At 62.4% G+C, this 25,433-nt stretch carries 30 protein-coding genes and 1 tRNA gene; 3 read left to right on the top strand and 28 right to left on the bottom strand.

What is annotated here, in order from left to right:
- Position 1: 1 nt before the first annotated feature.
- A complete protein-coding gene (locus C2L65_RS14145) occupies positions 2–1,546 on the top strand; it encodes a UxaA family hydrolase (protein WP_042313815.1) in 1,545 nt (514 codons plus the stop codon).
- Positions 1,547–1,568: 22 nt separating this feature from the next.
- Here the strand turns inward: C2L65_RS14145 and C2L65_RS14150 are convergent, their stop codons facing one another.
- Complete coding sequence (locus C2L65_RS14150) at positions 1,569–1,781, bottom strand: DUF1059 domain-containing protein (protein WP_035989024.1); 213 nt, start codon at positions 1,779–1,781, stop codon at positions 1,569–1,571.
- Positions 1,782–2,051: 270 nt separating this feature from the next.
- Between C2L65_RS14150 and C2L65_RS14155 the strand changes: the two genes are divergently transcribed.
- Positions 2,052–3,320 carry a TIGR03862 family flavoprotein gene (locus C2L65_RS14155; protein WP_042313818.1) on the top strand — a complete coding sequence of 423 codons (1,269 nt, stop codon included), beginning with the start codon at positions 2,052–2,054 and terminating at the stop codon, positions 3,318–3,320.
- Between the two features lie 9 nt (positions 3,321–3,329).
- On the opposite strand, the gene C2L65_RS14160 is transcribed toward C2L65_RS14155, so the two are convergent.
- The 8 genes from C2L65_RS14160 to C2L65_RS14195 all read right to left on the bottom strand — a co-directional run bounded on the left by C2L65_RS14160 (position 3,330) and on the right by C2L65_RS14195 (position 9,732).
- Entirely contained in the window at positions 3,330–4,475 is a 1,146-nt protein-coding gene (locus C2L65_RS14160) for a methyltransferase (RefSeq protein ID WP_042313820.1), read from the bottom strand.
- 150 nt (positions 4,476–4,625) lie between these two features.
- Positions 4,626–4,701, bottom strand: a tRNA-Thr gene (locus C2L65_RS14165).
- A gap of 26 nt (positions 4,702–4,727) precedes the next feature.
- Positions 4,728–5,210, bottom strand: a complete 483-nt coding sequence (locus tag C2L65_RS14170) for a ClpXP protease specificity-enhancing factor (RefSeq protein WP_042313821.1) — start codon at positions 5,208–5,210, stop codon at positions 4,728–4,730.
- 69 nt (positions 5,211–5,279) lie between these two features.
- Positions 5,280–5,891 (bottom strand): glutathione S-transferase N-terminal domain-containing protein, encoded by a 612-nt coding sequence (locus C2L65_RS14175; RefSeq protein ID WP_006052302.1) that lies wholly within the window; start codon positions 5,889–5,891, stop codon positions 5,280–5,282.
- Positions 5,892–5,987: 96 nt separating this feature from the next.
- Positions 5,988–6,743: a cytochrome c1 gene (locus C2L65_RS14180; RefSeq protein ID WP_042313823.1), complete on the bottom strand. Its 756-nt coding sequence runs from the start codon at positions 6,741–6,743 to the stop codon at positions 5,988–5,990.
- A gap of 23 nt (positions 6,744–6,766) precedes the next feature.
- Positions 6,767–8,149 (bottom strand): cytochrome b, encoded by a 1,383-nt coding sequence (locus tag C2L65_RS14185; RefSeq protein ID WP_042313826.1) that lies wholly within the window; start codon positions 8,147–8,149, stop codon positions 6,767–6,769.
- Positions 8,149–8,766 (bottom strand): ubiquinol-cytochrome c reductase iron-sulfur subunit, encoded by a 618-nt coding sequence (gene petA / locus C2L65_RS14190; protein WP_009771328.1) that lies wholly within the window; start codon positions 8,764–8,766, stop codon positions 8,149–8,151. The genes C2L65_RS14185 and petA overlap by 1 nt, the downstream gene beginning before the upstream one ends.
- A gap of 219 nt (positions 8,767–8,985) precedes the next feature.
- Positions 8,986–9,732: a Nif3-like dinuclear metal center hexameric protein gene (locus tag C2L65_RS14195; RefSeq protein ID WP_042313827.1), complete on the bottom strand. Its 747-nt coding sequence runs from the start codon at positions 9,730–9,732 to the stop codon at positions 8,986–8,988.
- Between the two features lie 19 nt (positions 9,733–9,751).
- Here C2L65_RS14195 and C2L65_RS14200 point away from each other — a divergent pair, with 19 nt between their 5' ends.
- Entirely contained in the window at positions 9,752–10,960 is a 1,209-nt protein-coding gene (locus C2L65_RS14200) for a Do family serine endopeptidase (RefSeq protein ID WP_042313829.1), read from the top strand.
- Positions 10,961–11,062: 102 nt separating this feature from the next.
- Here C2L65_RS14200 and tatC read toward each other — a convergent pair whose 3' ends face one another.
- The 19 genes from tatC to C2L65_RS14295 form a co-directional block, all read right to left on the bottom strand.
- A complete protein-coding gene (gene tatC / locus C2L65_RS14205; protein WP_035988995.1) occupies positions 11,063–11,842 on the bottom strand; it encodes a twin-arginine translocase subunit TatC in 780 nt (259 codons plus the stop codon).
- A 42-nt stretch (positions 11,843–11,884) separates the two neighbouring features.
- The gene (tatB, locus tag C2L65_RS14210) at positions 11,885–12,433 is read right to left on the bottom strand and encodes a Sec-independent protein translocase protein TatB (protein ID WP_042313833.1); all 549 of its coding nucleotides are present in this window, start codon (positions 12,431–12,433) and stop codon (positions 11,885–11,887) included.
- 55 nt (positions 12,434–12,488) lie between these two features.
- Positions 12,489–12,725 carry a Sec-independent protein translocase subunit TatA gene (gene tatA / locus C2L65_RS14215; protein ID WP_007731834.1) on the bottom strand — a complete coding sequence of 79 codons (237 nt, stop codon included), beginning with the start codon at positions 12,723–12,725 and terminating at the stop codon, positions 12,489–12,491.
- A 325-nt stretch (positions 12,726–13,050) separates the two neighbouring features.
- Positions 13,051–13,416, bottom strand: a complete 366-nt coding sequence (locus C2L65_RS14220; protein ID WP_007731835.1) for a histidine triad nucleotide-binding protein — start codon at positions 13,414–13,416, stop codon at positions 13,051–13,053.
- Between the two features lie 43 nt (positions 13,417–13,459).
- Positions 13,460–13,855: a DUF4870 family protein gene (locus C2L65_RS14225; RefSeq protein ID WP_007731836.1), complete on the bottom strand. Its 396-nt coding sequence runs from the start codon at positions 13,853–13,855 to the stop codon at positions 13,460–13,462.
- A 117-nt stretch (positions 13,856–13,972) separates the two neighbouring features.
- On the bottom strand, positions 13,973–14,347 hold the full coding sequence (locus C2L65_RS14230; protein WP_007731837.1) for a phosphoribosyl-ATP diphosphatase: 375 nt from the start codon (positions 14,345–14,347) through the stop codon (positions 13,973–13,975).
- Entirely contained in the window at positions 14,344–14,751 is a 408-nt protein-coding gene (hisI, locus tag C2L65_RS14235; protein WP_009771325.1) for a phosphoribosyl-AMP cyclohydrolase, read from the bottom strand. Before hisI ends, C2L65_RS14230 begins: the two co-directional genes overlap by 4 nt.
- A gap of 1 nt (position 14,752) precedes the next feature.
- Positions 14,753–15,526 (bottom strand): imidazole glycerol phosphate synthase subunit HisF, encoded by a 774-nt coding sequence (gene hisF, locus C2L65_RS14240; protein WP_042313838.1) that lies wholly within the window; start codon positions 15,524–15,526, stop codon positions 14,753–14,755.
- A gap of 145 nt (positions 15,527–15,671) precedes the next feature.
- Complete coding sequence (hisA, locus tag C2L65_RS14245) at positions 15,672–16,424, bottom strand: 1-(5-phosphoribosyl)-5-[(5-phosphoribosylamino)methylideneamino]imidazole-4-carboxamide isomerase (RefSeq protein ID WP_007731840.1); 753 nt, start codon at positions 16,422–16,424, stop codon at positions 15,672–15,674.
- A 198-nt stretch (positions 16,425–16,622) separates the two neighbouring features.
- Positions 16,623–17,264 carry an imidazole glycerol phosphate synthase subunit HisH gene (hisH, locus tag C2L65_RS14250; RefSeq protein ID WP_042313841.1) on the bottom strand — a complete coding sequence of 214 codons (642 nt, stop codon included), beginning with the start codon at positions 17,262–17,264 and terminating at the stop codon, positions 16,623–16,625.
- On the bottom strand, positions 17,261–17,881 hold the full coding sequence (locus C2L65_RS14255) for a MarC family protein (RefSeq protein WP_042313843.1): 621 nt from the start codon (positions 17,879–17,881) through the stop codon (positions 17,261–17,263). The genes hisH and C2L65_RS14255 overlap by 4 nt, the downstream gene beginning before the upstream one ends.
- A gap of 60 nt (positions 17,882–17,941) precedes the next feature.
- A complete protein-coding gene (gene hisB / locus C2L65_RS14260) occupies positions 17,942–18,529 on the bottom strand; it encodes an imidazoleglycerol-phosphate dehydratase HisB (protein WP_042313845.1) in 588 nt (195 codons plus the stop codon).
- A gap of 53 nt (positions 18,530–18,582) precedes the next feature.
- Positions 18,583–19,653 carry a histidinol-phosphate transaminase gene (gene hisC, locus C2L65_RS14265; RefSeq protein WP_042313847.1) on the bottom strand — a complete coding sequence of 357 codons (1,071 nt, stop codon included), beginning with the start codon at positions 19,651–19,653 and terminating at the stop codon, positions 18,583–18,585.
- 150 nt (positions 19,654–19,803) lie between these two features.
- Positions 19,804–21,126, bottom strand: coding sequence for a histidinol dehydrogenase (gene hisD, locus C2L65_RS14270; RefSeq protein ID WP_042313850.1), 1,323 nt, complete (start codon positions 21,124–21,126; stop codon positions 19,804–19,806).
- 67 nt (positions 21,127–21,193) lie between these two features.
- On the bottom strand, positions 21,194–21,892 hold the full coding sequence (gene hisG, locus C2L65_RS14275) for an ATP phosphoribosyltransferase (protein WP_042313851.1): 699 nt from the start codon (positions 21,890–21,892) through the stop codon (positions 21,194–21,196).
- Positions 21,889–23,151, bottom strand: coding sequence for a UDP-N-acetylglucosamine 1-carboxyvinyltransferase (gene murA, locus C2L65_RS14280; RefSeq protein ID WP_042313854.1), 1,263 nt, complete (start codon positions 23,149–23,151; stop codon positions 21,889–21,891). Before murA ends, hisG begins: the two co-directional genes overlap by 4 nt.
- Positions 23,152–23,384: 233 nt before the next feature.
- Complete coding sequence (locus C2L65_RS14285) at positions 23,385–23,624, bottom strand: BolA family protein (RefSeq protein WP_007731848.1); 240 nt, start codon at positions 23,622–23,624, stop codon at positions 23,385–23,387.
- A 23-nt stretch (positions 23,625–23,647) separates the two neighbouring features.
- Positions 23,648–24,403: an ABC transporter permease gene (locus tag C2L65_RS14290; RefSeq protein WP_042313856.1), complete on the bottom strand. Its 756-nt coding sequence runs from the start codon at positions 24,401–24,403 to the stop codon at positions 23,648–23,650.
- Positions 24,400–25,326: an ABC transporter ATP-binding protein gene (locus C2L65_RS14295; RefSeq protein WP_007731850.1), complete on the bottom strand. Its 927-nt coding sequence runs from the start codon at positions 25,324–25,326 to the stop codon at positions 24,400–24,402. Before C2L65_RS14295 ends, C2L65_RS14290 begins: the two co-directional genes overlap by 4 nt.
- Positions 25,327–25,433 lie beyond the last annotated feature (107 nt).

The following is a 25,433-nucleotide window of genomic DNA, read 5'->3' on the forward strand; positions in this document are numbered from 1 at the left end:
CATGTCGACAGCCATCGCCGCGCACGCCGCCATCCGCCTTCACCCGAATGACGACGTGATCATCGCGACGCGCCAGCTCGTGTCGGGCACGCGCATCGAAACCGAGGACCTGGTCGTGACGGGTCTGATTCCGCCCGGCCACAAGATCGCGACGCGCGCGATCGCGAAGGGCGAGCCCGTCAAGCGCTACAACCAGATCATCGGCGTCGCGCGCGAGGCGATTGCCCGCGGACAGCACGTACACACGCACAACCTCGGCATGGCCGAATTCGCGCGCGAGCACGAATTCGGCGTCGACACGCATCCGACTGCCGCGGCCCGCGAGCCGGCGCATTTCATGGGCATCCGTCGCGCGGACGGCCGCGTCGCGACACGCAACTACATCGGCATTCTGACGAGCGTGAACTGCTCGGCGACCGTCGCGCGCGCCATCGCCGATCATTTCCGGCGCGACGTGCATCCGGAAGAACTCGCGGCGTTCCCGAACGTCGACGGCGTGATCGCGTTGACGCATGGACTTGGCTGCGGCGTCGATCTGCGCGGCGAAGGCATGGCGATCCTGCAGCGCACGCTCGCGGGTTACGCGGCGCACGCGAACTTCGCGTCGGTGCTGTTCGTCGGGCTGGGTTGCGAGACGAATCAGATTGGCGGCGTGCTCGAATCGGGCGGTCTCGCCGACAACACCGCGCAACTGCGCAGCTTCACGATTCAGGACAGCGGCGGCACGCGCAAAACCATCGAGCGCGGCATCGCCATGGTGCGCGACATGCTCGCCGACGCGAACCGCGCGGTGCGCGAGAAGGTGAGCGCGTCTCATCTGATCGTCGGCTTGCAGTGCGGCGGCTCGGACGGCTATTCGGGGATATCGGCGAATCCGGCGCTGGGCGCGGCCGTCGACCGGCTCGTGCAGCATGGCGGCACGGCGATATTGTCGGAGACGCCCGAAGTCTACGGCGCTGAGCATCTGCTCACGAGCCGCGCAGTGAGCCGCGAAGTCGGCGAGAAGCTGCTTGCGCGCATCGCGTGGTGGCAGGACTACTGCTCGCGCAACGGCGCGGCACTCGATAACAATCCGTCGGCAGGTAACAAGGTCGGCGGCTTGACGACCATCCTCGAGAAGTCGCTCGGCGCGGTTGCGAAAGGCGGCACGACGAATCTCGTCGACGTGTACGAGTACGCGCAGCCGATTCGCGCGAAGGGTTTCGTGTTCATGGATTCGCCCGGCTACGACCCGATGTCGGCGACAGGCCAGGTCGCATCGGGCGCGAACCTGATCTGCTTCACGACGGGGCGCGGCTCCGCCTATGGCTGCGCGCCGTCACCCTCGTTGAAGCTAGCGACCAACACCGCGCTGTGGGAACGCCAGGAAGAAGACATCGACATCAACTGCGGCGGCGTGATCGACGGCACGGCATCCATCGATCAACTCGGCGCGGACATCTTCCAGATGATGCTCGACTGCGCGTCAGGCACGCGCTCGAAAAGCGAACTGCACGGCTATGGACAGAACGAGTTCGTGCCCTGGCAAGTCGGCGTGGTGACCTGAGCGCGGATCGGCCGGGCTGAAGTTATGCGGCGGCGGGCGCGCCGAGCGGCGGCGTGCCATCGTGGAACATCGACTTCAATTGCGCGCGCAGTTCAGGGGAATCGCTGTGCTTGTGCGCCTGCATCGCGTGCGCGACGGCGGCTTCGAGCAGTTCGTTTTCCGAATCGGCGCACAGGGCGACCGTGCAGTTGATGTCGCTCGGGCATTCGCGGCAATCGATGTATTTGCGGCCCATGACAGACTCCTCAGATCAAAGTCGTCGCGCGCAACGCGTGCGTTGGCGTCGCCTCGGCGTGCATATCGGCGAGGCTTCGGGCAGCGGGAAATGCGTGAGTTGTGCGCGGCTAGGCGGCGCGGCGTGCGCCGGAAAAGAATGTGTGTGAGAAAAGTATAGGTTGCAGTGTGTGCTTGCCTGCTCCGGGTTTGCCCCGCTTCCAGGTGGGTGGGACAATACCGGCCTTTGCGCCGAGCGCGTTTCACCGCCATCCACGTCCACTTTCCATCGATGCCGAATTCGTCCGATCGCCCCACGCATCACGCCCGCATTGCCGTTATCGGCGGCGGCCCTGCGGGGCTGATGGCCGCCGAAGCGCTGGCGAGCGGCGGTGCGCGCGTCGACGTGTACGACGCGATGCCGTCCGTCGGACGCAAGTTTCTGATGGCGGGCAAAGGCGGCATGAACATCACGCACTCCGAGCCGCTTGAGCCGTTTCTCGGCCGCTATGGCAAGCGCCGCGCTGACATCGCGCCGTTGCTCGATGTGTTTGGCCCGCACGCGCTGCGTGCATGGCTCGACGAACTGGGCGTTGCGACCTTCGTCGGCAGCTCGGGCCGCGTGTTTCCAACCGACATGAAAGCCGCGCCGATGCTGCGCGCGTGGCTGCATCGGTTGCGGGAAGCGGGCGTGCAATTTCACATGCGGCATAAATGGATCGGCTGGGCTGAGCCCATTTCGTCCGACGCGCATGGCCTGCGTTTCGCGACGCCCGACGGCGAGCGAGAAGTGGGCGCCGATGCCGTCGTGTTCGCATTGGGCGGCGGCAGCTGGGCGCGCCTGGGCTCCGATGCCGCGTGGGTTCCGTTGATGCAACAACGCGAGATTCCCGTCGCGCCGCTCTTCCCCGCGAACTGCGGCTTCGACGCGGACTGGACCGATTACTTCCGCGAACGCTATGCGGGACAGCCGGTGAAGCCGGTTTCGATCGCCGTCAAAAGCGTGGACGGCACGGTCCAGCATCGACAAGGTGAGTTCGTCGTGACGTCGACGGGGATCGAAGGGAGTCTTGTGTATGCGCTGTCTTCGATAATTCGCGACCGCCTGCTCGCCAATGGCGAAGCGCCGATAACGCTCGATCTCGCGCCGGGCCTGAGCGCGCAGCGCGTGATCGACGAAGTGACGCGGCCGCGCGGCTCGCGATCGATGTCGAGCCACTTACATAGCCGCATCGGTATCACGGGCGTGAAGCTCGGCTTGCTGCACGAATGTCTGTCGAAGGAAAACTTCACCGACGCCGCGAAGCTCGCGCAAGCCATCAAGTCATTGCCGCTGCGGCTGACGCACGCCCGGCCCATCGACGAAGCGATCAGCAGCGCAGGCGGCATTCCGTTCGAAGCGCTCGATGGCGCGTTGATGATCCGGCAACTGCCCGGCGTGTTCTGCGCGGGCGAGATGCTCGACTGGGAAGCGCCGACGGGCGGCTATCTGTTGACTGCGTGCTTCGCCAGCGGCCTCGTGGCTGGACGCGGCGCGCTGGCTTATCTCCTTCAGCGCTAACTCACCCGGTCACGGCTTCGTTGCGATTCTCTTGGCCTTGAGCCGCCACAGCGACGTGACTTCGGCCTTGCGCGCGGCGTGCAACGGATCATCGGCGTCCGTCGCTTTCGGATGACGCGGCTTGATGTCCTCGCGTCCGACGACGACCAGACCTGCATTGTCGATCGCGGCCAACAGCCAGTCGCGCGTGCGCATGCCCAGATGTTCCGCGAAGTCCGACAGAATCAGCCAGCCCTCGCCGCCCGGTGAAAGATGAGCGCCGAGTCCGTTCAGAAAGCCGAGCAGCATGCGGCTTTCGTAGTCGTACACGGCGCTTTCGATCGGCGACGCCGGACGCGCCGGCACCCACGGCGGATTACAGACGACAAGCGGCGCGCGGCCTTCGGGGAACAGATCGGCCGCGATCACATCGACCTGCCTGTCGTAACCGAGCCGCGTCAGGTTCTCTTTTGCACACGCGAGCGCGCGCGGGTCCTGATCGGTCGCGACGATCCGCTTGACGCCCCGCTTCGCGAGCACCGCCGACAGCACGCCCGTGCCGACACCGATATCGAATGCCTTTTCCACGGAAGGCAACGGCGTTCGCGCGACCAGATCGACATACTCGCCGCGCACGGGCGAAAACACGCCGTAGTACGGATGGATGCGCTCGGCGAGCGCCGGAATCTCGACGCCCTTCTTGCGCCACTCATGCGCGCCGATCATGCCGAGCACCTCGCGCAACGAGACCACGGACGGTTCCTGCGCAGGCGGGCCGTAGACTTCTTCGCAGGCCTGCTGCACGTTCGGCGCCCGGCGCAATGGAATCGTGTAGTCGCCTTCGAGCGGAATCAGCAGCATGCCGAGCGTGCGCGCGCGTTGCGACTGCGCTTGCCGGTGCAGGTTGAAGGCGTCCAGTGGGGTTTCAGCAGCCTGCTTGCGCGGCTTGCGTTCCAGTCGGCGGGTCATCGCCTGCAACAACTGGCGGGCGTTCTGAAAGTCGCCGCGCCACAACAATGCGGTGCCTTCGCAGGCAAGGCGATAGGCGGCGTCGGCTGTCGTGCGGTCGTCAGCGATGACGACGCGCTTCGCGGGCGGAACAGCGGCTTCCGAGCGCCAGCGCGCGGATTGCGGGCCTTCGGCTTCGGGCCAGGTAAGCGTGGGGAAATTGGTCATGTCCGTATTGTATTGAACCGTTGGACCTCGTCGACATCGTGTCCGTTTCGGAGGGATGAGACTTTTGAGGACGACTGAACGGGAGACAGTGGAGTGGACCAAAGAAAAACGGGTTACACGGTATGCCCGTGTAACCCGTCTTTTTGATACTGGTGCCGGCTGCAGGACTCGAACCCGCCACCTCATGATTACAAGTCAAGCGCTCTACCTGATGAGCTAAGCCGGCGTGAGACTTGAGACCGCGATTCTACTTCATTTCACGACTTTGAGGTGACCTCTTCCGCCGCCTTTTGTTCCATCGTCGTCGGGTCGCGGCTCGTCATCGGTTTCGCTGACTTTTTCCGCGGCAACCTGTGGCGCCGCTTCCGGCGCTTCGGCGATCACGGCCTCTTCGTCCTCGGAATCCGTCGCCTCGCCGCCCGCCGACTCGACCGGGAACGCCATGCCCTGCCCGTTCTCGCGTGCGTAAATGGCGAGCACGTTCGCAACGGGCACCTCGATCTTGTGCGACTTGCCCGAGAACCGCGCGTTGAACTCGATCCACTCATTGCCCATCTGCAACTGGCTCGTTGCCTCGAAGCTGATGTTCAACACGATCTCGTTGTCGCGCACGAACTGGCGCGGCACGCGCGTCTGGTTGTCGACACGCACCGCGATATGCGGCGTATAGCCGTTATCGGTACACCATTCGTACAGCGCGCGCAGCAGGTACGGCTTCGTGGAAATCTCTTGCATCAACTGTCCTTTTGCCGGGCAGGCGCGCGAACCAGACGCCGCGCGCCACACCCGAAGCCAATCTCAAACTCAGCGGCGCATCACCTTTTCCGACGGCGTCAGCGCTTCGATATAGGCCGGACGGCTGAAAATACGCTCGGCATACTTCATCAGCGGCGCAGCGTTCTTCGACAGTTCGATGCCGTAGTGATCCAGACGCCACAACAGCGGCGCGATCGCGACGTCGAGCATCGAGAACTCTTCGCCGAGCATGTACTTGTTCTTCAGGAAGATCGGTGCGAGCTGCGTCAGGCGGTCGCGAATAGCGAGGCGCGCCTTTTCGTGGTTCTTCTCGGCGGCCTTGCCCTTCTCGTTCTCGAGCGTGCCGACGTGGACGAACAGTTCCTTCTCGAAATTGAGCAGGAACAGACGTGCGCGAGCGCGCTGAACGGGATCGGCGGGCATCAGTTGCGGATGCGGGAAGCGCTCGTCGATGTACTCGTTGATGATGTTCGATTCGTACAGGATCAGATCCCGTTCGACGAGGATCGGCACCTGACCATACGGATTCATCACGGCGATGTCTTCCGGTTTGTTGAACAGGTCGACGTCGCGGATTTCGAAGTCCATGCCCTTTTCGAACAACACCAGCCGGCAGCGCTGGGAGAACGGGCAAGTAGTGCCGGAATACAGAACCATCATGTTTGCGTTTCCTCAAAAAACTTAAAGGGCCAGCGAGCGGGTAAAACCGTTTTTCAGGTCTCCCCTTGCGCCGGCCCCACACCAGTTACGGCGTGACTATTTGATATCTTTCCAGTACGCGGCGTTCAGTCGCCAGGCTAAAAAGCTCAGAACGCCCAGGAACAGCAGCACCCACACGCCAAGCTGGCGACGGGTCTTCTGCGTCGGTTCGGACATCCATGACAGGTACGACACGAGGTCGGCCACAGCAGAATCATAATCTACCGGCGACATCGTCCCCGGCGTGACCTGCTGGTATCCCACGAATTTCTTGACCTTTTCCTTCGTGTGTTCGTCGATTTCGTCTTCGAACTTCGCCGTTCTCTGCCCCTGAAGCTCCCACAGCACGTGAGGCATGCTCACGTTCTCGTACACCCTATTGTTCCAGCCAGTCGGCCGTGTGTCATCGCGGTAGAAACTGCGCAAATACGTATACAGCCAGTCGCGGTTTCTTGCCCGCGCTTCCACCGACAGATCCGGCGGCGTCGCGCCGAACCACGCTTTCGCGTCGTCGGGGCGCATCGCAACCGTCATCGTGTTACCGACTTTATCTGTCGTGAACAGCAGGTTTTTTTCAATTTCCTTCTGCGAAATGCCGATATCCTGCAATCGGCTGTACCGCATCAGGTTCGCACTATGGCAATTCAGGCAGTAGTTTACAAACAATTGGGCGCCGTGCTGCAACGAAGCAATATTGTCCGCGTTGTCGGGCGCACGGTCGAGCAGCAATTCGCCTTCCGCGCGAACGGACGTCGCGGATAGCGCCAGCACGGTTGCACCGAGCAGCGCGAGCGTCGAAAGCAGTTTTCTCATTTTCGTTTTCTCCTGGCTCGCGGTTAGTGGGGTTTGAACCGCACTCGTTCGGGCGGCTGCTTGAACTTGCCAAGCGGCGTCCAGAACGGCATGCCGAGGAAAAACGCGAAATAGATCAGCGCGCAGATCTGTGCGATCAGCGTCGAGGCTGTCGACGGCGGCCTGGTTCCGAGGAACGCCAACGTCAGGAAGGCCAGCACGAATATCCCGTAAAACACCTTGTGGAAGAACGGCCGGTAGCGGATCGATTTAACCGGCGACCGGTCAAGCCACGGCAGGAAGAACAGCGACACCACCGCGCTGCCCATCACCACGACGCCCCAGAACTTGGACTCTGTGAACGCCATCGCGAGGATCACCAGAATGGCGAGCACGGGCAGGCCGAGTTTCCACTTGCCACGCGCGCGGATGAGCGCAAACAGCCCGAGCAGACCGATCACGATCATCAGCACGATCTTGAACGGGTCGGTGGTGGCGCGCAGCATCGCGTAGAACGCGGTGAAGTACCAGACTGGCGCGATTTCCGGTGGCGTTTGCAGCGGGTTTGCCGGGACGAAGTTGTTCGACTCGAGGAAGTAGCCGCCCATTTCCGGCGCGAAGAAGATGATCGCCGCGAACACCATCAGGAACACGCACACGCCCATGAAGTCGTGTACCGAGTAGTACGGGTGGAACGGAATGCCATCGAGCGGAATGCCGTTCGCGTCCTTCTTCGCCTTGATCTCGATACCGTCCGGGTTATTCGACCCCACTTCATGCAGCGCGACGATGTGCGCGACCACCAGCCCCAGCAGCACCAGCGGAATCGCGATCACGTGAAACGCGAAGAAGCGGTTCAGCGTGACGTCGGACACGACGTAGTCGCCGCGAATCCACAGCGACAGGTCCGGACCGATGAACGGAATCGCCGAGAACAGGTTCACGATCACCTGCGCGCCCCAGTACGACATCTGGCCCCACGGCAGCAGATAGCCGAAGAACGCCTCGGCCATCAGGCACAGGAAAATCGCGCAGCCGAAGATCCACACCAGTTCGCGCGGCTTGCGATACGAGCCGTACAGCAGCCCGCGGAACATATGCAGATACACGACGACGAAGAACATCGACGCGCCCGTGGAGTGCATATAGCGGATCAGCCAGCCCCACGGCACCTCGCGCATGATGTATTCGACCGATGCGAACGCGAGCAGCGAATCGGGCTTGTAGTTCATCGTCAGGAAGATGCCCGTGACGATCTGATTGACCAGCACCAGCAGCGCCAGCGAGCCGAAGAAGTACCAGAAGTTGAAGTTCTTCGGCGCGTAGTACTCGGAGACGTGAGCTTTCCAGGTCGCCGTCATCGGAAAGCGGCGATCGATCCAGCCCGTGAGTCCCGTTGTTTCTACTTCTTTTTCGGTCGTCGCCATTACGCTTCTCCTTTCTCGTCCTTGCCGATCACGAGCGTGTTGCCAGTGATCATGTAAGGCGGGATGTCGAGGTTTTGCGGCGCAGGTTTGTTCTTGAAGACGCGGCCGGCCATGTCATAGGTCGAGCCATGGCAGGGGCAGAGAAAGCCACCCGGCCAGTCATCGGGAAGATTGGGCTGCGCGCCCTCCTGGAAGCGCGGAGTCGGCGTGCAGCCCAGATGGGTACACACCGCGACGGCAACGAAAAGATTCTTGTGGTCGGCACGCGAGCGGAACTCGTTCTTGGTGTAGTCCGGCTCGGGCATCGAAAACGGGTTCTTGCTTTCGGGATCGGCAACTTCCTTGTCGGCCTTCTGGACGTCGGCCAACTGCTTGTCAGTGCGATTGATGATCCAGACCGGCTTGCCACGCCATGCGACCGTCATCATGTCGCCTGGCTTGAGGTTGGAGATATCGACTTCGACGGGAGCTCCCGCCGCTTTGGCTTTTTCGGATGGTGCAAATGAACTAACAAAGGGTACGACGGTGGCGACTCCTCCGATGCCACCTGCTACGGTCGTCGCAATCAGCCAGCTACGGCGGCCGCCATCGACGCGTTCATCTTCCTTGTCTCGCATCACACGCCCCACTTCTGAGTTGGATTTTTCCTTCACGTCGGGTCTACCGCCGCTAGTTTGCTCGAATGGAGTCGGCATTTACAAGGGCCGATTGCCAAAAACCGTGCGAAGTCATTGATAAATCAGGGTTTCCCCGCACGGATCGCAAACATTTTTACGGCTTTTATTAAGCATTTCCTCCGTTTTTCAATCCTTTTCTTCGCGTAATCCGGCCGGTATTCAAACTGGATTATGAATATCGATAAAAAGGTGTTCCAGCTCGAACTGCTCGGACAGATGCGCGCCCAGCGCCTGCACGCCGTAGCGCTCGGTTGCGTGATGACCGGCCGAGATGAACGCTACACCGCTTTCCGCCGCCGTGTGTACGGTCGGCTCCGAGATTTCCCCCGTCAGATAGACGTCCGCGCCAGCGTCGATCGCCGCGTCGAAATAACCCTGCGCCGCGCCCGTACACCACGCGACGCGGCGCAAATTCTTGTCGGGGTCGCCGAATACGAGCGGCGTGCGGCCAAGCGTCTGCTCGACCTCCGCGGTGAAGTGCGCGAGCGTGATCGGCATGGGTAGCGTGCTCATCCAGCCGATGTCGTTTTCGCCGAAACGGCCGTCGGCGATCAGACCGAACTTCGCGCCGAGCTGCGCGTTGTTGCCGTACACAGGATGATCGTCGAGTGGCAGATGAAAAGCGAACAGATTCAGGTCGTTCGCGAGCAGCGCCTTGAGCCGCTGATATTTGCGGCCGGTGATCTGCGGCGCCTCGTTGCGCCAGAAGTAGCCGTGGTGGACCAGCACGGCGTCTGCGCCCCACTCCAGCGCGGCTTCCAGAAAGGCCAGCGACGCCGTCACGCCCGTCGCGATTTTCTCGACCTTGCGCCGCCCTTCGACCTGCAGACCATTGGGGCAATAGTCCTTGAACCGCGAAGTTTCAAGGAGATTGTTCAAGTACAATTCGAGTTCGATCCGATCCATATCACCCTCTAATTTTCAGATGCTCAGACGCTTTTGGCTGTTCTTCGCCCAGGCGGTGACCGTGCTGCTGGCGCTGATGTTCATCATTGCGACCCTCAAACCGCAATGGCTGCAGCGTCAAGGGCAGTTCGGCAAGCAACTGGCCGAGCCGATCGTCGCGCTCCGAGAGGTGGCACCCGGAATCGGTAGCGGTGGCAATGCCCAGAATTCCTACGCGGACGCGGCGCAAAAGGCGATGCCTGCCGTGGTCAACGTGTTTTCCAGCAAGGACGGCTCGCTTCCGCCCGACCCGCGCGCGAAAGATCCGCTGTTCCGCTATTTCTTCGGCGACAAGAACAAAAAGCAGCAAGAGCAACCCGCGGCCAATCTCGGCTCAGGCGTTATCGTGAGTTCGGAAGGTTACATTCTAACGAACCAGCACGTCGTGGACGGCGCCGATCAGATCGAAATCGCGCTCGCCGACGGGCGCACCACGAACGCGAAGGTGATCGGCGTTGATCCCGAGACCGATCTCGCCGTGCTGAAGGTCAACATGACCAACCTCCCCACTATCACGCTTGGCCGCATGGACCAGACGCGCGTCGGCGATGTGGTGCTCGCGATCGGCAATCCGTTCGGCGTCGGGCAGACGGTGACGATGGGTATCGTCAGCGCGCTTGGCCGCAATCACCTCGGCATCAATACGTTCGAAAACTTCATCCAGACCGACGCGCCGATCAATCCCGGCAACTCGGGCGGCGCGCTCGTCGACGTGAACGGTAACCTGCTTGGCATCAACACGGCGATCTACTCGCGCTCGGGCGGCTCGCTCGGCATCGGTTTCGCGATTCCCGTTTCGACGGCGCGCAGCGTGCTCGAAAGCATCATCACGACGGGCACCGTAACGCGCGGCTGGATCGGCGTCGAACCGCAGGACGTGACGCCGGAGATTGCTGAATCATTCGGGCTGGATCAGAAGTCGGGCGCAATCGTCGCAGGCGTGCTCAAGGGCGGCCCGGCCGACAAGGCCGGCATCAAACCCGGCGACATTCTGGTGTCGGTCAACGGCCAGGACATCACCGACACCACGCGCCTTCTGAACGTGATCGCGCAGATCAAGCCCGGCACCGACGCGAAGGTGCATCTGGTGCGCAAGAACAAGGAAATGGATCTGAACGTGATGATCGGCAAGCGCCCGCCGCCGCCGAAACAGCCTTCAGACGAAAGCGATGACGACGATGGCGGTTGAGCCGTCAATCGGTCGGCCGGTCGGTTAGCGAAGCCAAACAAAAAGGGCAGTCTCCAACGGAGGACTGCCCTTTTTGCTTTCTTGACGCGTCTCGGCGTTCGCTCAGCTTGCCGCCCCGCCCTCGTTTTCAGCCGTGGCGACCGGCTTGCTGACGAAGAGCCGGGCCGCGATGATCCCCGCTTCGTAGAGCACGATCAGCGGGATCGCGAGAATCAGCTGCGAGAACACGTCCGGCGGCGTCACGACGGCAGAGATCACGAACGCGCCGACGATCACGTACGGACGGATCTCCTTGAGCTTCTTGATGGTCAGCACGTTCATGCGTACGAGCAACACGACGACGATCGGCACTTCGAACGTTACGCCGAAGGCGAGGAACATCGTCAGCACGAAACTCAGGTAATTGTCGATATCCGTGGTCATCTCCGCGCCGAGCGGCGCGTTGTAATGCGCCATCACGCGGAAGATGGTCGGAAACACGACGAAATAGGCGAACGCCATCCCGCACAGAAACAGCGTATAGCTGCTCCCGACGAGCGGACCGACCAGCTTCTTCTCGTGCTGATAGAGCCCGGGCGCGACGAACGCCCAGATCTGGTACAGCACGATCGGCAGCGCGATCACGAACGCGACGAGCATCGTCACTTTCATCGGCACGAAGAACGAGCCGGTGACGTCGGTGACGATCATCTTGCCGTCCTTCGGCAGATTGTTCATCAGCGGACGTGCGAGCAGCCGGAAGATGTCGGGCGCCCAGTAGACGAGCCCGACGAACACAACAATCACCGAAATGCCCGCGCGGATGATGCGGTCGCGCAGTTCGACGAGATGGGAGATGAAGGTCTCTTCAGTGCCTTCGTTCTGATTTTGGGGGTCGCTCACGCCGGCCCTCGGTAAGAGATTGATGCGCGGGACATCGGACGATCAGAAAAAACGTGTCGGCCGACGCAGGCTGACGGGCGTATGCCGTGCGACGCGCGCGGCGCCCGACTGTACGCGCGTACGCCGCAACGTGGCGCGCTTGTACCAGTTCGGCGTGGCCGTCTGCTTCACGCGCCAGTTCTTGCGCTTGGACGCGGCAGCGTCGGTACTGCGCCAGGACGTGCCGTCCGTTGTCGCGGCGGAACCGTCGGTCGCGCTCATCAGGCTGTCCGTCGCGCCGCCCGCAATACTCGGCGACACCGACGTACCCTGCGTCCACGCCTCGTTCAGTTCCGTTTCGTGCTTGCGCATGTTGTCGTGAATCGTGCTTTCGACGTTGTGCGCCGCGGATTCGAACTCGGTCTTCATGCGACGCAATTCGTCGAGTTCGATCTCACGCGTAACTTCGGCCTTCACGTCGTTGACATAGCGCTGCGCGCGGCCAAACAGCGCGCCCGCCGTGCGAGCGACGCGCGGCAGGCGCTCAGGGCCGAGCACGACCAGCGCGACCACGCCGATCAACGCCATCTTGGTTAAACCGAGGTCCAGCATGGATAGGGCTTCCCGTCAGTGCGCGCGTGTCAGCGCAAGCTCGGCTGGCGCCGGATTAGCGGGAATCGCCGGAATGCGGCGCCTTTTCCTTTGCGTCGACATCGACGGTGTTCGTGCGCGAGAGCTGGTCGCGCTGCTGGCCTTCAGGCGTTTCGCCGTCCTTCATGCCTTCCTTGAAGCCCTTCACCGCGCCGCCCAGATCAGTGCCGATATTGCGCAGCTTCTTCGTGCCGAACACCAGTGCGACGATCAGCAGAACGATCAGCCAATGCCAAATACTCAACGAACCCATAAGAATCTCCTTAACCCCCACCGTCGTGCCTGGCGACGGTAACTATGCGCCTTGCGGCCTGAATCGAAGCACGCTTCACGAACACGCCTCGTCTGCAAAACTACCGCCGACGCCGCTTTATTGCGTCAGCGCCCTCGGTCCCATTATGAACATGTCTGCGAGTCGCTGTCGTTACATCCCTACATAAAGTCACGACGTCGCAATGCCGGGCCCGCCATTGTGCGTAGTCAAAAAGCGGACGCGGCGAATCTTTGTCGATCGGCTTCGTACCGAACGTGCGCCTACACGCCCGTCTCACTGCACGCCGATCGCGCTCGACCCGCCTTCAGCCCATTCTCAGCCACGGACGCGGTCCCGCCAGCAGATGCGCGTGCAGGTGATAAACCTCCTGTCCGCCGCCAGGCCCAGTATTGATGACCGTGCGGAAACCCGTCTGCCCGCCCTTGTACGCAACGCCCAGTTGATCGGCGAGACGTGCAACCAATATCAACATTTTACCAAGCAGGGCCGAATCGCTCTCGGTACAGTTCGACAGCGTCTCGATGTGCTTGCGCGGTATCACGAGCACATGCGTTTCGGCCGCCGGACGGATGTCGCGGAACGCGACGAACTCGTCGTCTTCGTGGACCTTCGTCGACGGGATTTCGCCTGCGGCGATCTTGCAGAAAAGGCAGTTCGGATCGTGGCTCATGGTCTTGGTGGACGGCGAACGCGGCGCGCGCCAGATGCGCTGCTCAGAACCAGCCGCGCGGATTCGTCAGCGGCTTGTTGTCGTACAGATACAGCCAGCCTTTGATGATACGGTACAACGTCCATATCGCGACAGCCCACAGGATAGGCACGCCGATCAGCACGATGAACAGCGCAACGCCGATCAGATGCCCGATCAGCCCCATCCAGAACGTGCGGATCTGCCACTCGAAGTGCGCTTCGTATGGCGTGCCGATGGTCTCCGGCCGCTTGATGTAGTTGATGATGATCGCGATCAGCACCGAGATGCCGCCCGTCAGCCAGTACACGGCGTAGAGCGCGTAGATGATGTGCGTCAGCGTGCGCAGGCTGCGCTGCCGGTCGATTTCGACTGCGCTCTGATACGACGGTGGCGGATAACCGCCGTGCGACTGTTCCATGCTTGCGTCCTCCTGGAGGGTGCGAATGGATACTGTTGCTGTGCCGGTGCTACGTGTCTCGTCGCTATGTTTCACCGCGCGCATGCTTCCACGGGCACGGCTATGTCCTTCTCGGGCTCAGTCGCCGTTCTGCTCGCGATCGCGGCTCTTGCGCAAGGCCTTTTCCTCGATGCCCGACAAGCCTTCGCGACGCTCGAGTTCGGCGAGCACGTCGGCGGGATTCAGGTCGAAGTGCGACAGCATCACGAGGCAATGAAACCATAGATCGGCCACTTCGCCGACGAGTGCCTTGCGCTCCGCGCCGAGGCGCACGTCCTTCGCGGCCAGCACGACTTCCGTGGCTTCCTCGCCGATCTTCTTCAGCACCGCGTCGTCGCCCTTGTGGAACAGGCGCGACACGTACGAAGCGTCGGGATCGCCGCCCTTGCGGCTGTCGATGACGGCGGCGAGACGCCGAAGCGTGTCGTTCGTGGATTGCGTGTTTTGCGTCATTTGTAGATGTGTTCGGGGTCTTTCAACACGGGATCGACGGCAACCCAGTTGCCGGCATCGACCGAGCCTTCGAATTTCTGGAAAAAGCACGAATGCCGGCCCGTGTGGCAGGCGATGCCCGACACCTGCTCGACCTTCAGCAGCACGACGTCTTCGTCGCAATCGAGCCGCACTTCATGCACATGCTGCACGTGGCCCGATTCTTCGCCCTTGAACCACAGGCGTTGGCGCGAGCGTGAGAAATAGACCGCACGGCCCGTTTCGATCGTCTTCGACAGCGCTTCGCGGTTCATCCACGCGAACATCAGCACGTCGTTGGTCGATGCTTCCTGCGCGATCACGGGCACGAGGCCGTTCGCGTCCCACTTCACCTTGTCGAGCCAGCCGACTTCAGACGGATTCACGTTACAACCTCACCGAAATGCCCTGATCGGCCATGAAGCGCTTGCACTCGCCGACCGTGTGCTCGCCATAGTGGAAGATGCTCGCGGCCAGCACGGCGTCCGCGCGGCCTTCCTTGATGCCGTCGGCCAGATGCTGCAACGAACCGACGCCGCCCGACGCGATCACGGGAATGGACACTGCGTCCGACACGGCGCGCGTCAGCGCAATGTCGAAGCCGCTTTTCGTGCCGTCGCGGTCCATGCTGGTCAGCAGGATTTCGCCCGCGCCCAGTCCGGCCATCTTGCGCGCCCATTGGACGGCGTCCAGGCCCGTATTCTTGCGGCCGCCATGCGTGAAGACTTCCCAGCGCGGCGTTTCGCCATCGGCGGAGACGCGCTTCGCGTCGATCGCGACGACGATGCACTGCGAGCCGTATTTATCGGTCGAATCGCGTACGAGCTGCGGATTCGCCACTGCCGACGAATTCATGCTCACCTTGTCCGCGCCGGCGTTCAGCAGACGCCGCACGTCTTCGACGGCGCGCACGCCGCCGCCGACGGTCAGCGGAATGAACACCTGCGAAGCCACCGCTTCGATGATGGGGAGGATCAGGTCGCGCTGGTCGGACGTGGCGGTGATATCGAGGAACGTGAGTTCGTCCGCGCCCTGCTCGTCGTAGCGGCGCGCGATTTCGACGGGGTCTCCCGCGTCGCGCAACTCGACGAAGTTGACGCCCTTGACCACGCGGCCAGCCGTGACGTCCAAACAGGGAATGATGCGTTTAGCTAAAGCCATGATCTTGCTAGTTCGTGCCAATACCGCTGGTGAGGCCGCTCGCCCGTGTGTCAATCGCAGGAGAACGGCGCAAGGCCGGCATGCCGGACGCTCTGCGCGCCAGAAGGATGCTTCAGGCGCGCGCGATGCGCAGAAAACCCGACGCTCAGGCGTCGTCTGATTCGCGCAAGCGGTCCGCGTGCGTCTGCGCCGCGGCAAAGTCCAGGTCGCCCGAGTAGATCGCACGGCCACAGATCACGCCTTCGATGCCTTCGGCTTCCACTTCGCACAGCGCGTCGATATCGCCCATGTTCGACAGGCCGCCGCTCGCGATCACGGGAATCTTCACCGCGCGCGCGAGGCGCACGGTCGCTTCGATATTGATGCCCTGAAGCATGCCGTCGCGGCCGATGTCCGTGTAGATGATCGACTCGCAGCCGTAGTCCTCGAACTTGCGCGCGAGGTCCACCACTTCGTGGCCCGTCAGCTTGCTCCAGCCGTCGGTGGCGACCTTGCCGTCTTTCGCATCGAGCCCGACGATGATATGCCCGCCGAACGCCGTACACGCTTCGAGCAGGAAGCCGGGGTTCTTCACCGCCGCCGTGCCGATGATCACGTACTCGAGGCCGTCGTCCAGATAGCGCTCGATCGTGTTCAGGTCGCGGATGCCGCCGCCCAGTTGCACGGGAATCTCGCCGCCGACTTCTTCGATGATCGCGCGAATCGCGTCTTCGTTCTTCGGCTTGCCGGCGAACGCGCCGTTCAGGTCGACGAGGTGCAGGCGCCGCGCGCCGCGGTCGACCCAATGTCGGGCCATCACCGCCGGTTCCTCGTGAAAAATCGTCGCCTGGTCCATATCGCCCTGTTTGAGGCGTACACACTGACCGTCTTTCAGGTCGATGGCGGGGATCAGCAGCATAGCAATCGGGTGTTGTCAGGGAGAAAAGTTGAAGATCGGCTGGCGGGAAATCAGGCTGCCGCCCGCGCCAGGCCGTTCCGCTAGTTTAGTACATGTCTTTCGGCGACCTTGCCAACAGTCGCCCGATGCGTGTGCATCGGAGCGAGGCAGCGAGAACGGAGGGAGAACATGGACGGTTAAAGATGCTGACGGCAGGGATCAGGGATTCCAGTACACGAAGTTGCGATACACGCGCAAGCCCGCATCGGCGCTCTTTTCCGGGTGGAATTGGGTCGCAAAAATGTTATCCCGCGCCACTGCCGAGGTAAAGGGCACGCCGTACACGGTTTCGCCCGACGTATGCGCGGCGATTTCCGGCACGACGTAATAGCTATGCACGAAGTAGAAGAACGCGTTGTCGGCCACACCGTCCCACAACGGGTGCGGCTGCGCCTGACGGACACGGTTCCAGCCCATCTGCGGCACCTTGAAGCGCGAGCCGTCGTCCTGGAGCTGGCCTTCGAGATCGAAGCGCACCACCTTGCCGGGCAACAGGCCCAAGCCCTTCGTATCGCCTTCCGCGCTCCAGTCGAACAGCATCTGCTCGCCGACGCACACGCCCATCAGCGGCTTGCTGCGCGACGCTTCGACGACGGCTTCCTGCAAGCCGGATTCGCCGAGCGAGCGCATGCAGTCGGGCATCGCGCCCTGGCCCGGCAGCACCACGCGGTCCGCCGCGCGGATCGCTTCGGGCTTGTCGACGATCGCCACGTCCGCTTCCGGCGCGGCTTTCTTCAACGCCTGGGCGACCGAGCGCAGGTTGCCCATTCCGTAATCCACAATCGCAATCGAAGTTTTCATTTCAAGTTAGGCAGCAACGCCTTCAATCCGTTGACGATGAACTCCACCGCCAGCGCCGACAACATCAAACCCATCAACCGCGTGCCGATGTTGATTCCCGTCCGACCGACCCAGCGGGCAATCGGTTCAGCGAGACTCAGCGATCCGAAGCACAGCGCCGCAATCACAGCGCCGATGCCAATCAGAGTAATCCGCTCGTACCAATGAGGATAGCTGGCCGAATAGACTAGGACAGTACTGATAGAGCCCGGCCCCGTCAGCAGCGGAATCGCCAGCGGCACGACGGCGACGTTGTCCTTCATCTCCGCCTCGTGACGCTCTTCCGGCGTCGAGCGCGCATTGCCGACCTGCGCGTTCAGCATGCTGATCGACATCAGCAGCATGATGATGCCGCCGCCCACTTCGAGCGCGCCGATCGAAATGCCGAAGAAGCGGATGATCTGCTGCCCGATCAACGTGCTCACCGTAATCACGCAGAACACCGAAATCGATGCGACACGGATGGTGCGGCGCTGTTCGGCGGACGATTGCTGCGACGTCAGGCTCAGAAAGAACGGTATCGCGCCGACCGGGTTGATCAACGCCAGCAGCGAAATAAACGACTTGATGGTGTCCATCTCAAGCCGGCCGCGCGCCGCGCAACCGGTCCTTTGGGTGGCTTGGTGGCTATTGGTCGCTCAGAGGCTGCCCTTGGTCGACGGAATCTGCCCCGCCGCGCGCTCGTCCAGTTCGACGGCCATGCGCAATGCGCGGCCGAACGCCTTGAACACCGTTTCCATCTGATGATGCGCGTTCAGGCCGCGCAGGTTGTCGATATGCAGCGTAACGCCGGCATGATTGACGAAGCCGCGGAAAAATTCGATGGAGAGATCGACGTCGAACGTGCCGATGCGCGCACGCGTGAACGGCACGTGGAATTCGAGGCCCGGCCGGCCGGAAAAATCGATCACAACGCGCGACAGCGCTTCGTCGAGCGGCACGTACGAATGACCATAGCGGCGAATGCCCTTCTTGTCGCCGACGGCCTTCGCAATCGCCTGGCCCAGCGTGATGCCGACGTCTTCGACGGTATGGTGGTCGTCGATATGCGTATCGCCATGCGACTCGATGTCCAGATCGATCAGCCCGTGGCGGGCAATCTGGTCGAGCATGTGATCGAGGAACGGCACGCCCGTGGCCAGCTTCTGCTGACCGGTGCCGTCCAGGTTGATCTTCACACGGATCTGCGTTTCGCTGGTGTTGCGAACGACTTCCGCAAGGCGCATGGCAATTCCTCGAATCTGACTTTGAAAAAAGTGGGGTTGTGAACGTGCTGACTTCAGTTCAGCACGAGTTTCAGCGCGGCGAGCATTTGAGCGTTTTCTTCCGGCGAACCGACCGTCAAACGCACGCAATTCGCGAGCAATGGATGCATTTTACTCACGTTTTTGATCAAAACCCGCGAAGTAAGAAGGGTTTCGAACGTCGCCGATGCATCGGGCACGCGCACCAGCAGGAAATTGCCCGCGCTCGGGAACACTTCGGCGCCCGGCAGCGCAGCGACCGATTGAGCCAGCTTCGTGCGTTCGTCGCGCAGTTGCGCGGCCTGCGCGTCGAGCACGTCGATATGGTCGAGCAGGAAATCGGCCGTCGCCTGCGTCAGCACGTTGACGTTGTACGGCGGGCGCACCTTGTCGAATTCGTTGATCCATTCCGTGCGGCCCGCCATGTAGCCGAGGCGGATGCCCGCGAGACCCAGCTTCGACACAGTACGCATCACGACGACATTGTCAAAGTCTCCCGCGCGCGGCATCCAGCTCTCTTGCGCGAACGGTTGATACGCTTCGTCGATCACGACGAGGCTTCCGCTCGCCGCAGCGACGATGCGCTCCATATCGGCCGTATCGAACAGCGTGCCCGTCGGGTTGTTCGGAAACGCGAGGTAGATCACGGCAGGCCGGTGTTCAGCGATAGCGGCGAGCATCGATTCCACGTCGAGCGTGAAGTCGGCGTTCAGCGGCACGCCGACGAACTCCATGCCAGCGAGCTTCGCCGACATCGCGTACATCACGAAGCCCGGCACGGGCGCCAGCACCTTTGCGCCCGGTGTCGCGCACGCCACGGAGATGATGCTGATCAGTTCGTCCGAGCCGTTGCCGAGCAGCACCTCGCAGTTCGCCGGCACGTTCATCACGCGCTTGAGCTTCTCGATCAGCGCCTGCGGACGCGGCGCCGGATAGCGGTTCAGCGCGACGGCCGCCAGATGCTCGCCAAGTTGCGCGGCCAGCGCTTCCGGCAGCGGGAACGGATTCTCCATTGCATCGAGCTTCACGAGGCCCGTCGCATCGGCAACGGGGTAGCTCGTCATCGCGAGCACGTCGCGGCGGATGATGTCTTGAGGTGTCGTCATGGCGTGGGGCGCGCCCGCCTTCTGGCAGGCGACAGCGCAATAGGGGCGGCTCGCAGCCGCCCCGGGTTGAGTTCTCTGTCTTCGTGAAAACGGAGCCGTCTCAAATTCAGCGCGCGTGTTGCCCGCGTGAAAAGGCGGCTCGCCGCAAGGTCAGCCTGTGTTCTTCATCCGGTACTCGGCGCTGCGTGCATGCGCCTGCAGGCCTTCGCCATACGCCAGCTCAGCGGCAATTTCACCGAGCGTCTGCGCACCGTCCGCGCTCACTTCGATCAGGCTGGAGCGCTTGAAGAAATCATAGACGCCGAGCGGCGACGAGAAACGTGCGGTACGAGACGTAGGCAGCACGTGATTTGGCCCCGCGCAGTAGTCGCCGAGGCTTTCGCTCGTGTAGCGGCCGAGGAAGATCGCGCCCGCATGGCGAATCTGCTGCGCCCACTGCTGCGGCTCCAGCGCGGAAATTTCGAGGTGTTCCGGCGCGATGTCGTTGGCGATCGCGCACGCCTGCTCCATGTCGCGCACCTTGATCAGCGCGCCGCGCCCTTCGAGCGACGCCTGGATCACGTCGCGGCGGGGCATCGTCGGCAGAAGCTCGTTGATGGCGTCTTCGACGCGCGCGATGAAACCTTCGTCCGGGCACAGCAGAATGGATTGCGCGAGTTCGTCGTGCTCGGCCTGCGAGAACAGGTCCATCGCGACCCAGCGCGGATCGGTCGTGCCGTCGCACAGCACGAGAATTTCCGACGGACCGGCGATCATGTCGATACCGACCGTGCCGAACACGCGGCGCTTCGCCGACGCGACATACGCATTGCCGGGGCCGCAAATTTTATCGACGGCGGGAATGGTCTGCGTGCCGTACGCGAGCGCGCCGACCGCCTGCGCGCCGCCAATCGTGAACACGCGATCCACACCGCCCAGCAGCGCCGCCGCCAGCACGAGCGGATTCTTCACGCCGTCCGGCGTCGGCACGACCATGACGATTTCGCGCACGCCGGCCACGCGCGCCGGAATCGCGTTCATCAGCACCGACGACGGATACGCCGCCTTGCCGCCCGGCACATAGATGCCCGCGCGGTCGAGCGGCGTCACCTTCTGGCCGAGCACCGTCCCATCGGCTTCCGTGTACTGCCAGCTATGGCTGCCGCATTCGATTTTCTGCTTCTCGTGATAGCCGCGCACACGTGCCGCCGCCGCTTCGAGCGCCGCGCGACGCTTCGGCTCCAGGCCTTCGAGCGCCGCTTCCAGTTCCGACATCGGCAGTTCGAGCGCGGCGACATCCTTCGCGCTCAGGCGGTCGAACCGGTTCGTATAGTCAAGCACGGCGGCATCGCCACGCGCCTTCACGTCGGCCAGAATCTGCGCGACCGAGCGTTCGATCGCTTCGTCTTCGCTCGCTTCGAACGCGAGCACCGCATGCAGCGACTTCTGGAAATTCTCAGTGCTGGAATCGAGTTTGCGAATCTTGATAGACATGCTGGTATCCGTTTCGGTAAGGCGCGCGAGTCAGACTCGGCTGTGACCGTTGCGTCAGGCCTTTGCGTCAGGCCGTTGCGCCGTTGCGTTGCGACGCGCGCTCGAACGCGTTGAGAATGGGCGCCAGCGCGGCGCGCTTGAGCTTCAGCGCCGCCTGGTTCACAACGAGGCGCGACGAGATCTGCATGATCTCTTCGACCTCGACAAGATTGTTGGCGCGCAGCGTGCCGCCCGAGCTGACCAGGTCGACGATCGCGTCGGCCAGTCCCACCAGCGGCGCGAGTTCCATCGATCCATACAGCTTGATCAGGTCGACGTGTACGCCCTTGGCAGCGAAGTGCTCGCGCGCCACTTCCACATACTTCGTGGCGACGCGCAGGCGTGCGCCCTGGCGCACCGCGTTCGCGTAGTCGAAGCCGGCCGCGACCGCCACCGACATCCGGCAGCGCGCGATATCCAGATCGATCGGCTGATACAAACCGCCGCCTCCGTGCTCGATCAGCACGTCCTTGCCCGCGACGCCGAAATCGGCGGCACCGTACTCGACGTACGTCGGCACGTCGGTGGCGCGCACGATGATGACGCGCAGGTTGGGATCCGTAGTCGGCAGAATCAGCTTGCGCGACGTTTCCGGGTCTTCCGTCACTTCGATGCCCGCTGCCGCGAGCAGCGGCAGCGTTTCATCGAAGATGCGGCCCTTCGACAGCGCGAGCGTCAGCGGCTTGCCCACCGCCGGCGACGTCGACGTTTGCGGCAGTTCGCTCATGCCTGATTACCCTTGATGCGACGCACCTTCGCGCCGACTGCGGTGAGTTTCGATTCCATCCGGTCGTAGCCGCGATCCAGGTGATAGATGCGGTCGATCAGCGTTTCACCATCCGCGCACAGGCCCGCGATCACGAGACTCGCCGACGCGCGCAGGTCGGTTGCCATCACCTTGGCGCCCGACAGCTTTTCGACGCCGTTGACGAGCGCCGTCTTGCCGTCGATCGTGATGTTCGCGCCGAGACGGTTCAGTTCCTGCACGTGCATGAAGCGGTTTTCGAAGATCGTTTCGACCACTTGCGACGTGCCTTCCGCCAGCGTGTTGAGCGCCATGAACTGCGCCTGCATGTCGGTCGGGAACGCCGGATATTCGGACGTGCGGAACGAGACGGCCTTCGGACGCTGGCTCATTCGCACGCGCATCCAGTCATCGCCCTCTTCGATCGTCACGCCTGCTTCGCGCAGCTTGTCCGTTACGGCTTCGAGAATCTGCGGACGCACATGGCGCAACGTGACGTCGCCGCCCGCCGCCGCGACCGCGCACAGGAACGTGCCCGCTTCGATACGATCCGGCACGACCGTGTGCTGTGCGCCGTGCAACTTGTCGACGCCTTGAATCACCAGACGGTCAGTACCGATGCCGTCGATCTTCGCGCCCATCGCAACCAGCAGATTCGCCAGATCGCCGACTTCCGGCTCGCGCGCAGCGTTTTCGATGACCGTCTCGCCTTCCGCGAGCACGGCCGCCATCAGCAGGTTTTCCGTGCCGGTGACGGTGATCATGTCGGTGATGATGCGCGCGCCCTTCAGACGTTTCGCGCGCGCTTCGATGAAGCCGTGCTCGATGTTGATCTCGGCGCCCATCGCCTGCAGGCCCTTGATGTGCTGATCGACGGGACGTGCGCCGATCGCGCAGCCGCCCGGCAGCGACACCTTCGCCTCGCCGAAGCGCGCGACGAGCGGGCCGAGCACCAGAATCGATGCGCGCATCGTCTTCACGAGTTCGTACGGCGCGACCAGATTGTCGACCTTCGACGCGTCGAGCATCACCTTGCCGTCGCTGCTTTCCGTGCGCACGCCCATCTGGCCGAGCAGCTTGAGCGTCGTGCGCACGTCCTGCAGATCGGGCACGTTGTCGAGATGAACGGGCTCCGCGCTCAACAAGCCTGCGCAAAGGATCGGCAGCGCCGCGTTCTTCGCACCCGAAACAACGATCTCACCAGCGAGCTTTTGCCCGCCTTCAATCACGAGTTTGTCCATGCCTGTTTGTTCCTGATCTGCCCGTCCGCCTGCGGGCGTCTTGTTGTGGGCGGTTGCTGCGGCGCCGTTTGCGGCGTCGCGATTCTCTTGTGTAAGTCGCACTAATGTTCCAGCTAATTTGCAGCTACGTCTAAAGCTTATTGTGCAGCTTGTTTTTCCGCTCTTGCAGCCAGGTTATCGAGCGCCGTCCTCCGACAGACAGCAGGTTTTTCCGCGTAATGTCTATACGCGAGTCAGGCGCTTTGCCATTCGGTGGGCGTCAGCGTTTTCATGCTGAGCGCGTGGATCTCTTCGCGCATCCGGTCGCCGAGCGCCGCATACACGAGTTGATGCCGTTGAATCAGACGCTTGCCTTCGAAATTCGGCGACACGATGGTCGCGAAGAAATGTTGGCCGTCGCCTTCCACTTCGAGATGCTCGCAAGGGAGGCCCGCCGCGATGTAATTCTTGACCTGTTCGGGAGTGGGTAGCATGAGTGCTCCTGTTAATGGTCCAGTCAGTGACGCAGCTTGAAGCCGGACGCGAGCATGCGCATCGCCAGCACGGCCAGCACGACGAAGAAACCGCTGACAATCAGAAGGCTCCACATCGGATTGATATCCGACATTCCGAAGAAGCCATAACGAAAGCCGTCGATCATGTAGAAAAATGGATTCAGACGCGAGATTTCGCGCCACACGGGTGGCAGCGTATGCGTCGAGTAGAACACGCCCGACAGGAACGTGAGCGGCATGATCAGAAAATTCTGGAACGCGGCGAGCTGGTCGAATTTCTCGGCCCAGATGCCCGCGATCAAACCGAGCGTGCCGAGAATCGCCGAACCGAGCACCGCGAACGCAATGATATAAAGCGGCGCGCTAAAGCTCATCGGGATGAACCAGACCGTGACGACGAACACGCCCAGCCCGACGCTCAATCCGCGCACGACAGCCGCGAGCACATACGCGCCGTACATCTCCCAGTGCGACAGCGGCGGCAGCAGCACGAACACGAGGTTGCCCGTGATCTTCGACTGAATCAGCGACGACGAACTGTTCGCGAACGCGTTCTGCAGCACGCTCATCATCACGAGGCCGGGCACGAGAAAGCTCGTGTACAGCACGCCCGGATACACCTGCACGTGATCGCGCAGCGCGTGGCCGAAGATCGTCAGATACAGCAATGCGGTAATAACCGGCGCGAGCACCGTCTGGAACGCGACCTTCCAGAAGCGCAGCAATTCCTTGTAGAACAGAGTGCGGAAACCGTTCATGCCAACCCCTCGACCACTTCCGGACCGTTCATCACCTGCATGAACACATCTTCGAGGTCGGCCTTGCGGACCTCGATTTCATCGAACGTGCAACCGGCCGTGCGGCATTGCGCAAGGATGCGCTCCACGTCGTCGTAGCTCGACAGGCGCAGCAGATGCTGACGTCCGTTGACATTGGTGGGATCGACTTCCAGCACCCGCAATTCGGCGGGCAGCACGCCCTGCGCAAAACGGATGAACAGTTGCGTGCCCGCGAAACGTTCGAGCAGCGTGCTGGTGCGCTCCAGCGCGACGACTTCACCGCGCCGTAGCATCGCGATGCGGTCGCACAGCGATTCGGCTTCTTCCAGATAGTGCGTGGTCAGCACGATCGTGTGCCCTTCGCGGTTCAGGCGCGAGATGAATTTCCACAGCGTCTGGCGCAGTTCGACGTCGACGCCCGCCGTCGGCTCGTCGAGCACGATCACGGGCGGCCGGTGGACGAGCGCCTGCGCGACCAGCACGCGACGCTTCATCCCGCCCGACAGCGCACGCATGTTCGCGTCGGCTTTTTCGGTGAGATCGAGATTGGCCATCACTTCGTCGATCCAGTCGTCGTTCTTGCGCAGGCCGAAGTAGCCCGACTGGATGCGCAGCGTCTCGCGCACGGTGAAGAACGGATCGAACACGAGTTCCTGCGGTACGACGCCGAGCGCACGGCGCGCGAGACGGAAGTCGTCGACGACATGGTGGCCGTGAACCGTGATGCTGCCTTCATCGGCGCGGGCGAGGCCGGCGAGGATGCTGATGAGCGTCGTCTTGCCGGCGCCGTTCGGACCGAGCAGCCCGAAGAATTCGCCTTGTTCGACGGTGAAGCTGACGCCTTTGAGCGCTTGCAGATCTTTGTAGCGCTTCCTGACGTTACGAATTTCAATCGCTGACATGACTGTGCGCCGTCAAAGTGGACAGCGCCTGATAGATCGCCCGGCAAGGGCGCGAAAGCATGGGGGAACGAAATTGGGGCCGGGTGCAAAAGACCGCTTGCGCTGCC

It is taken from the genome of Paraburkholderia terrae, assembly GCF_002902925.1.
Taxonomy (GTDB): Bacteria; Pseudomonadota; Gammaproteobacteria; order Burkholderiales; family Burkholderiaceae; genus Paraburkholderia; species Paraburkholderia terrae.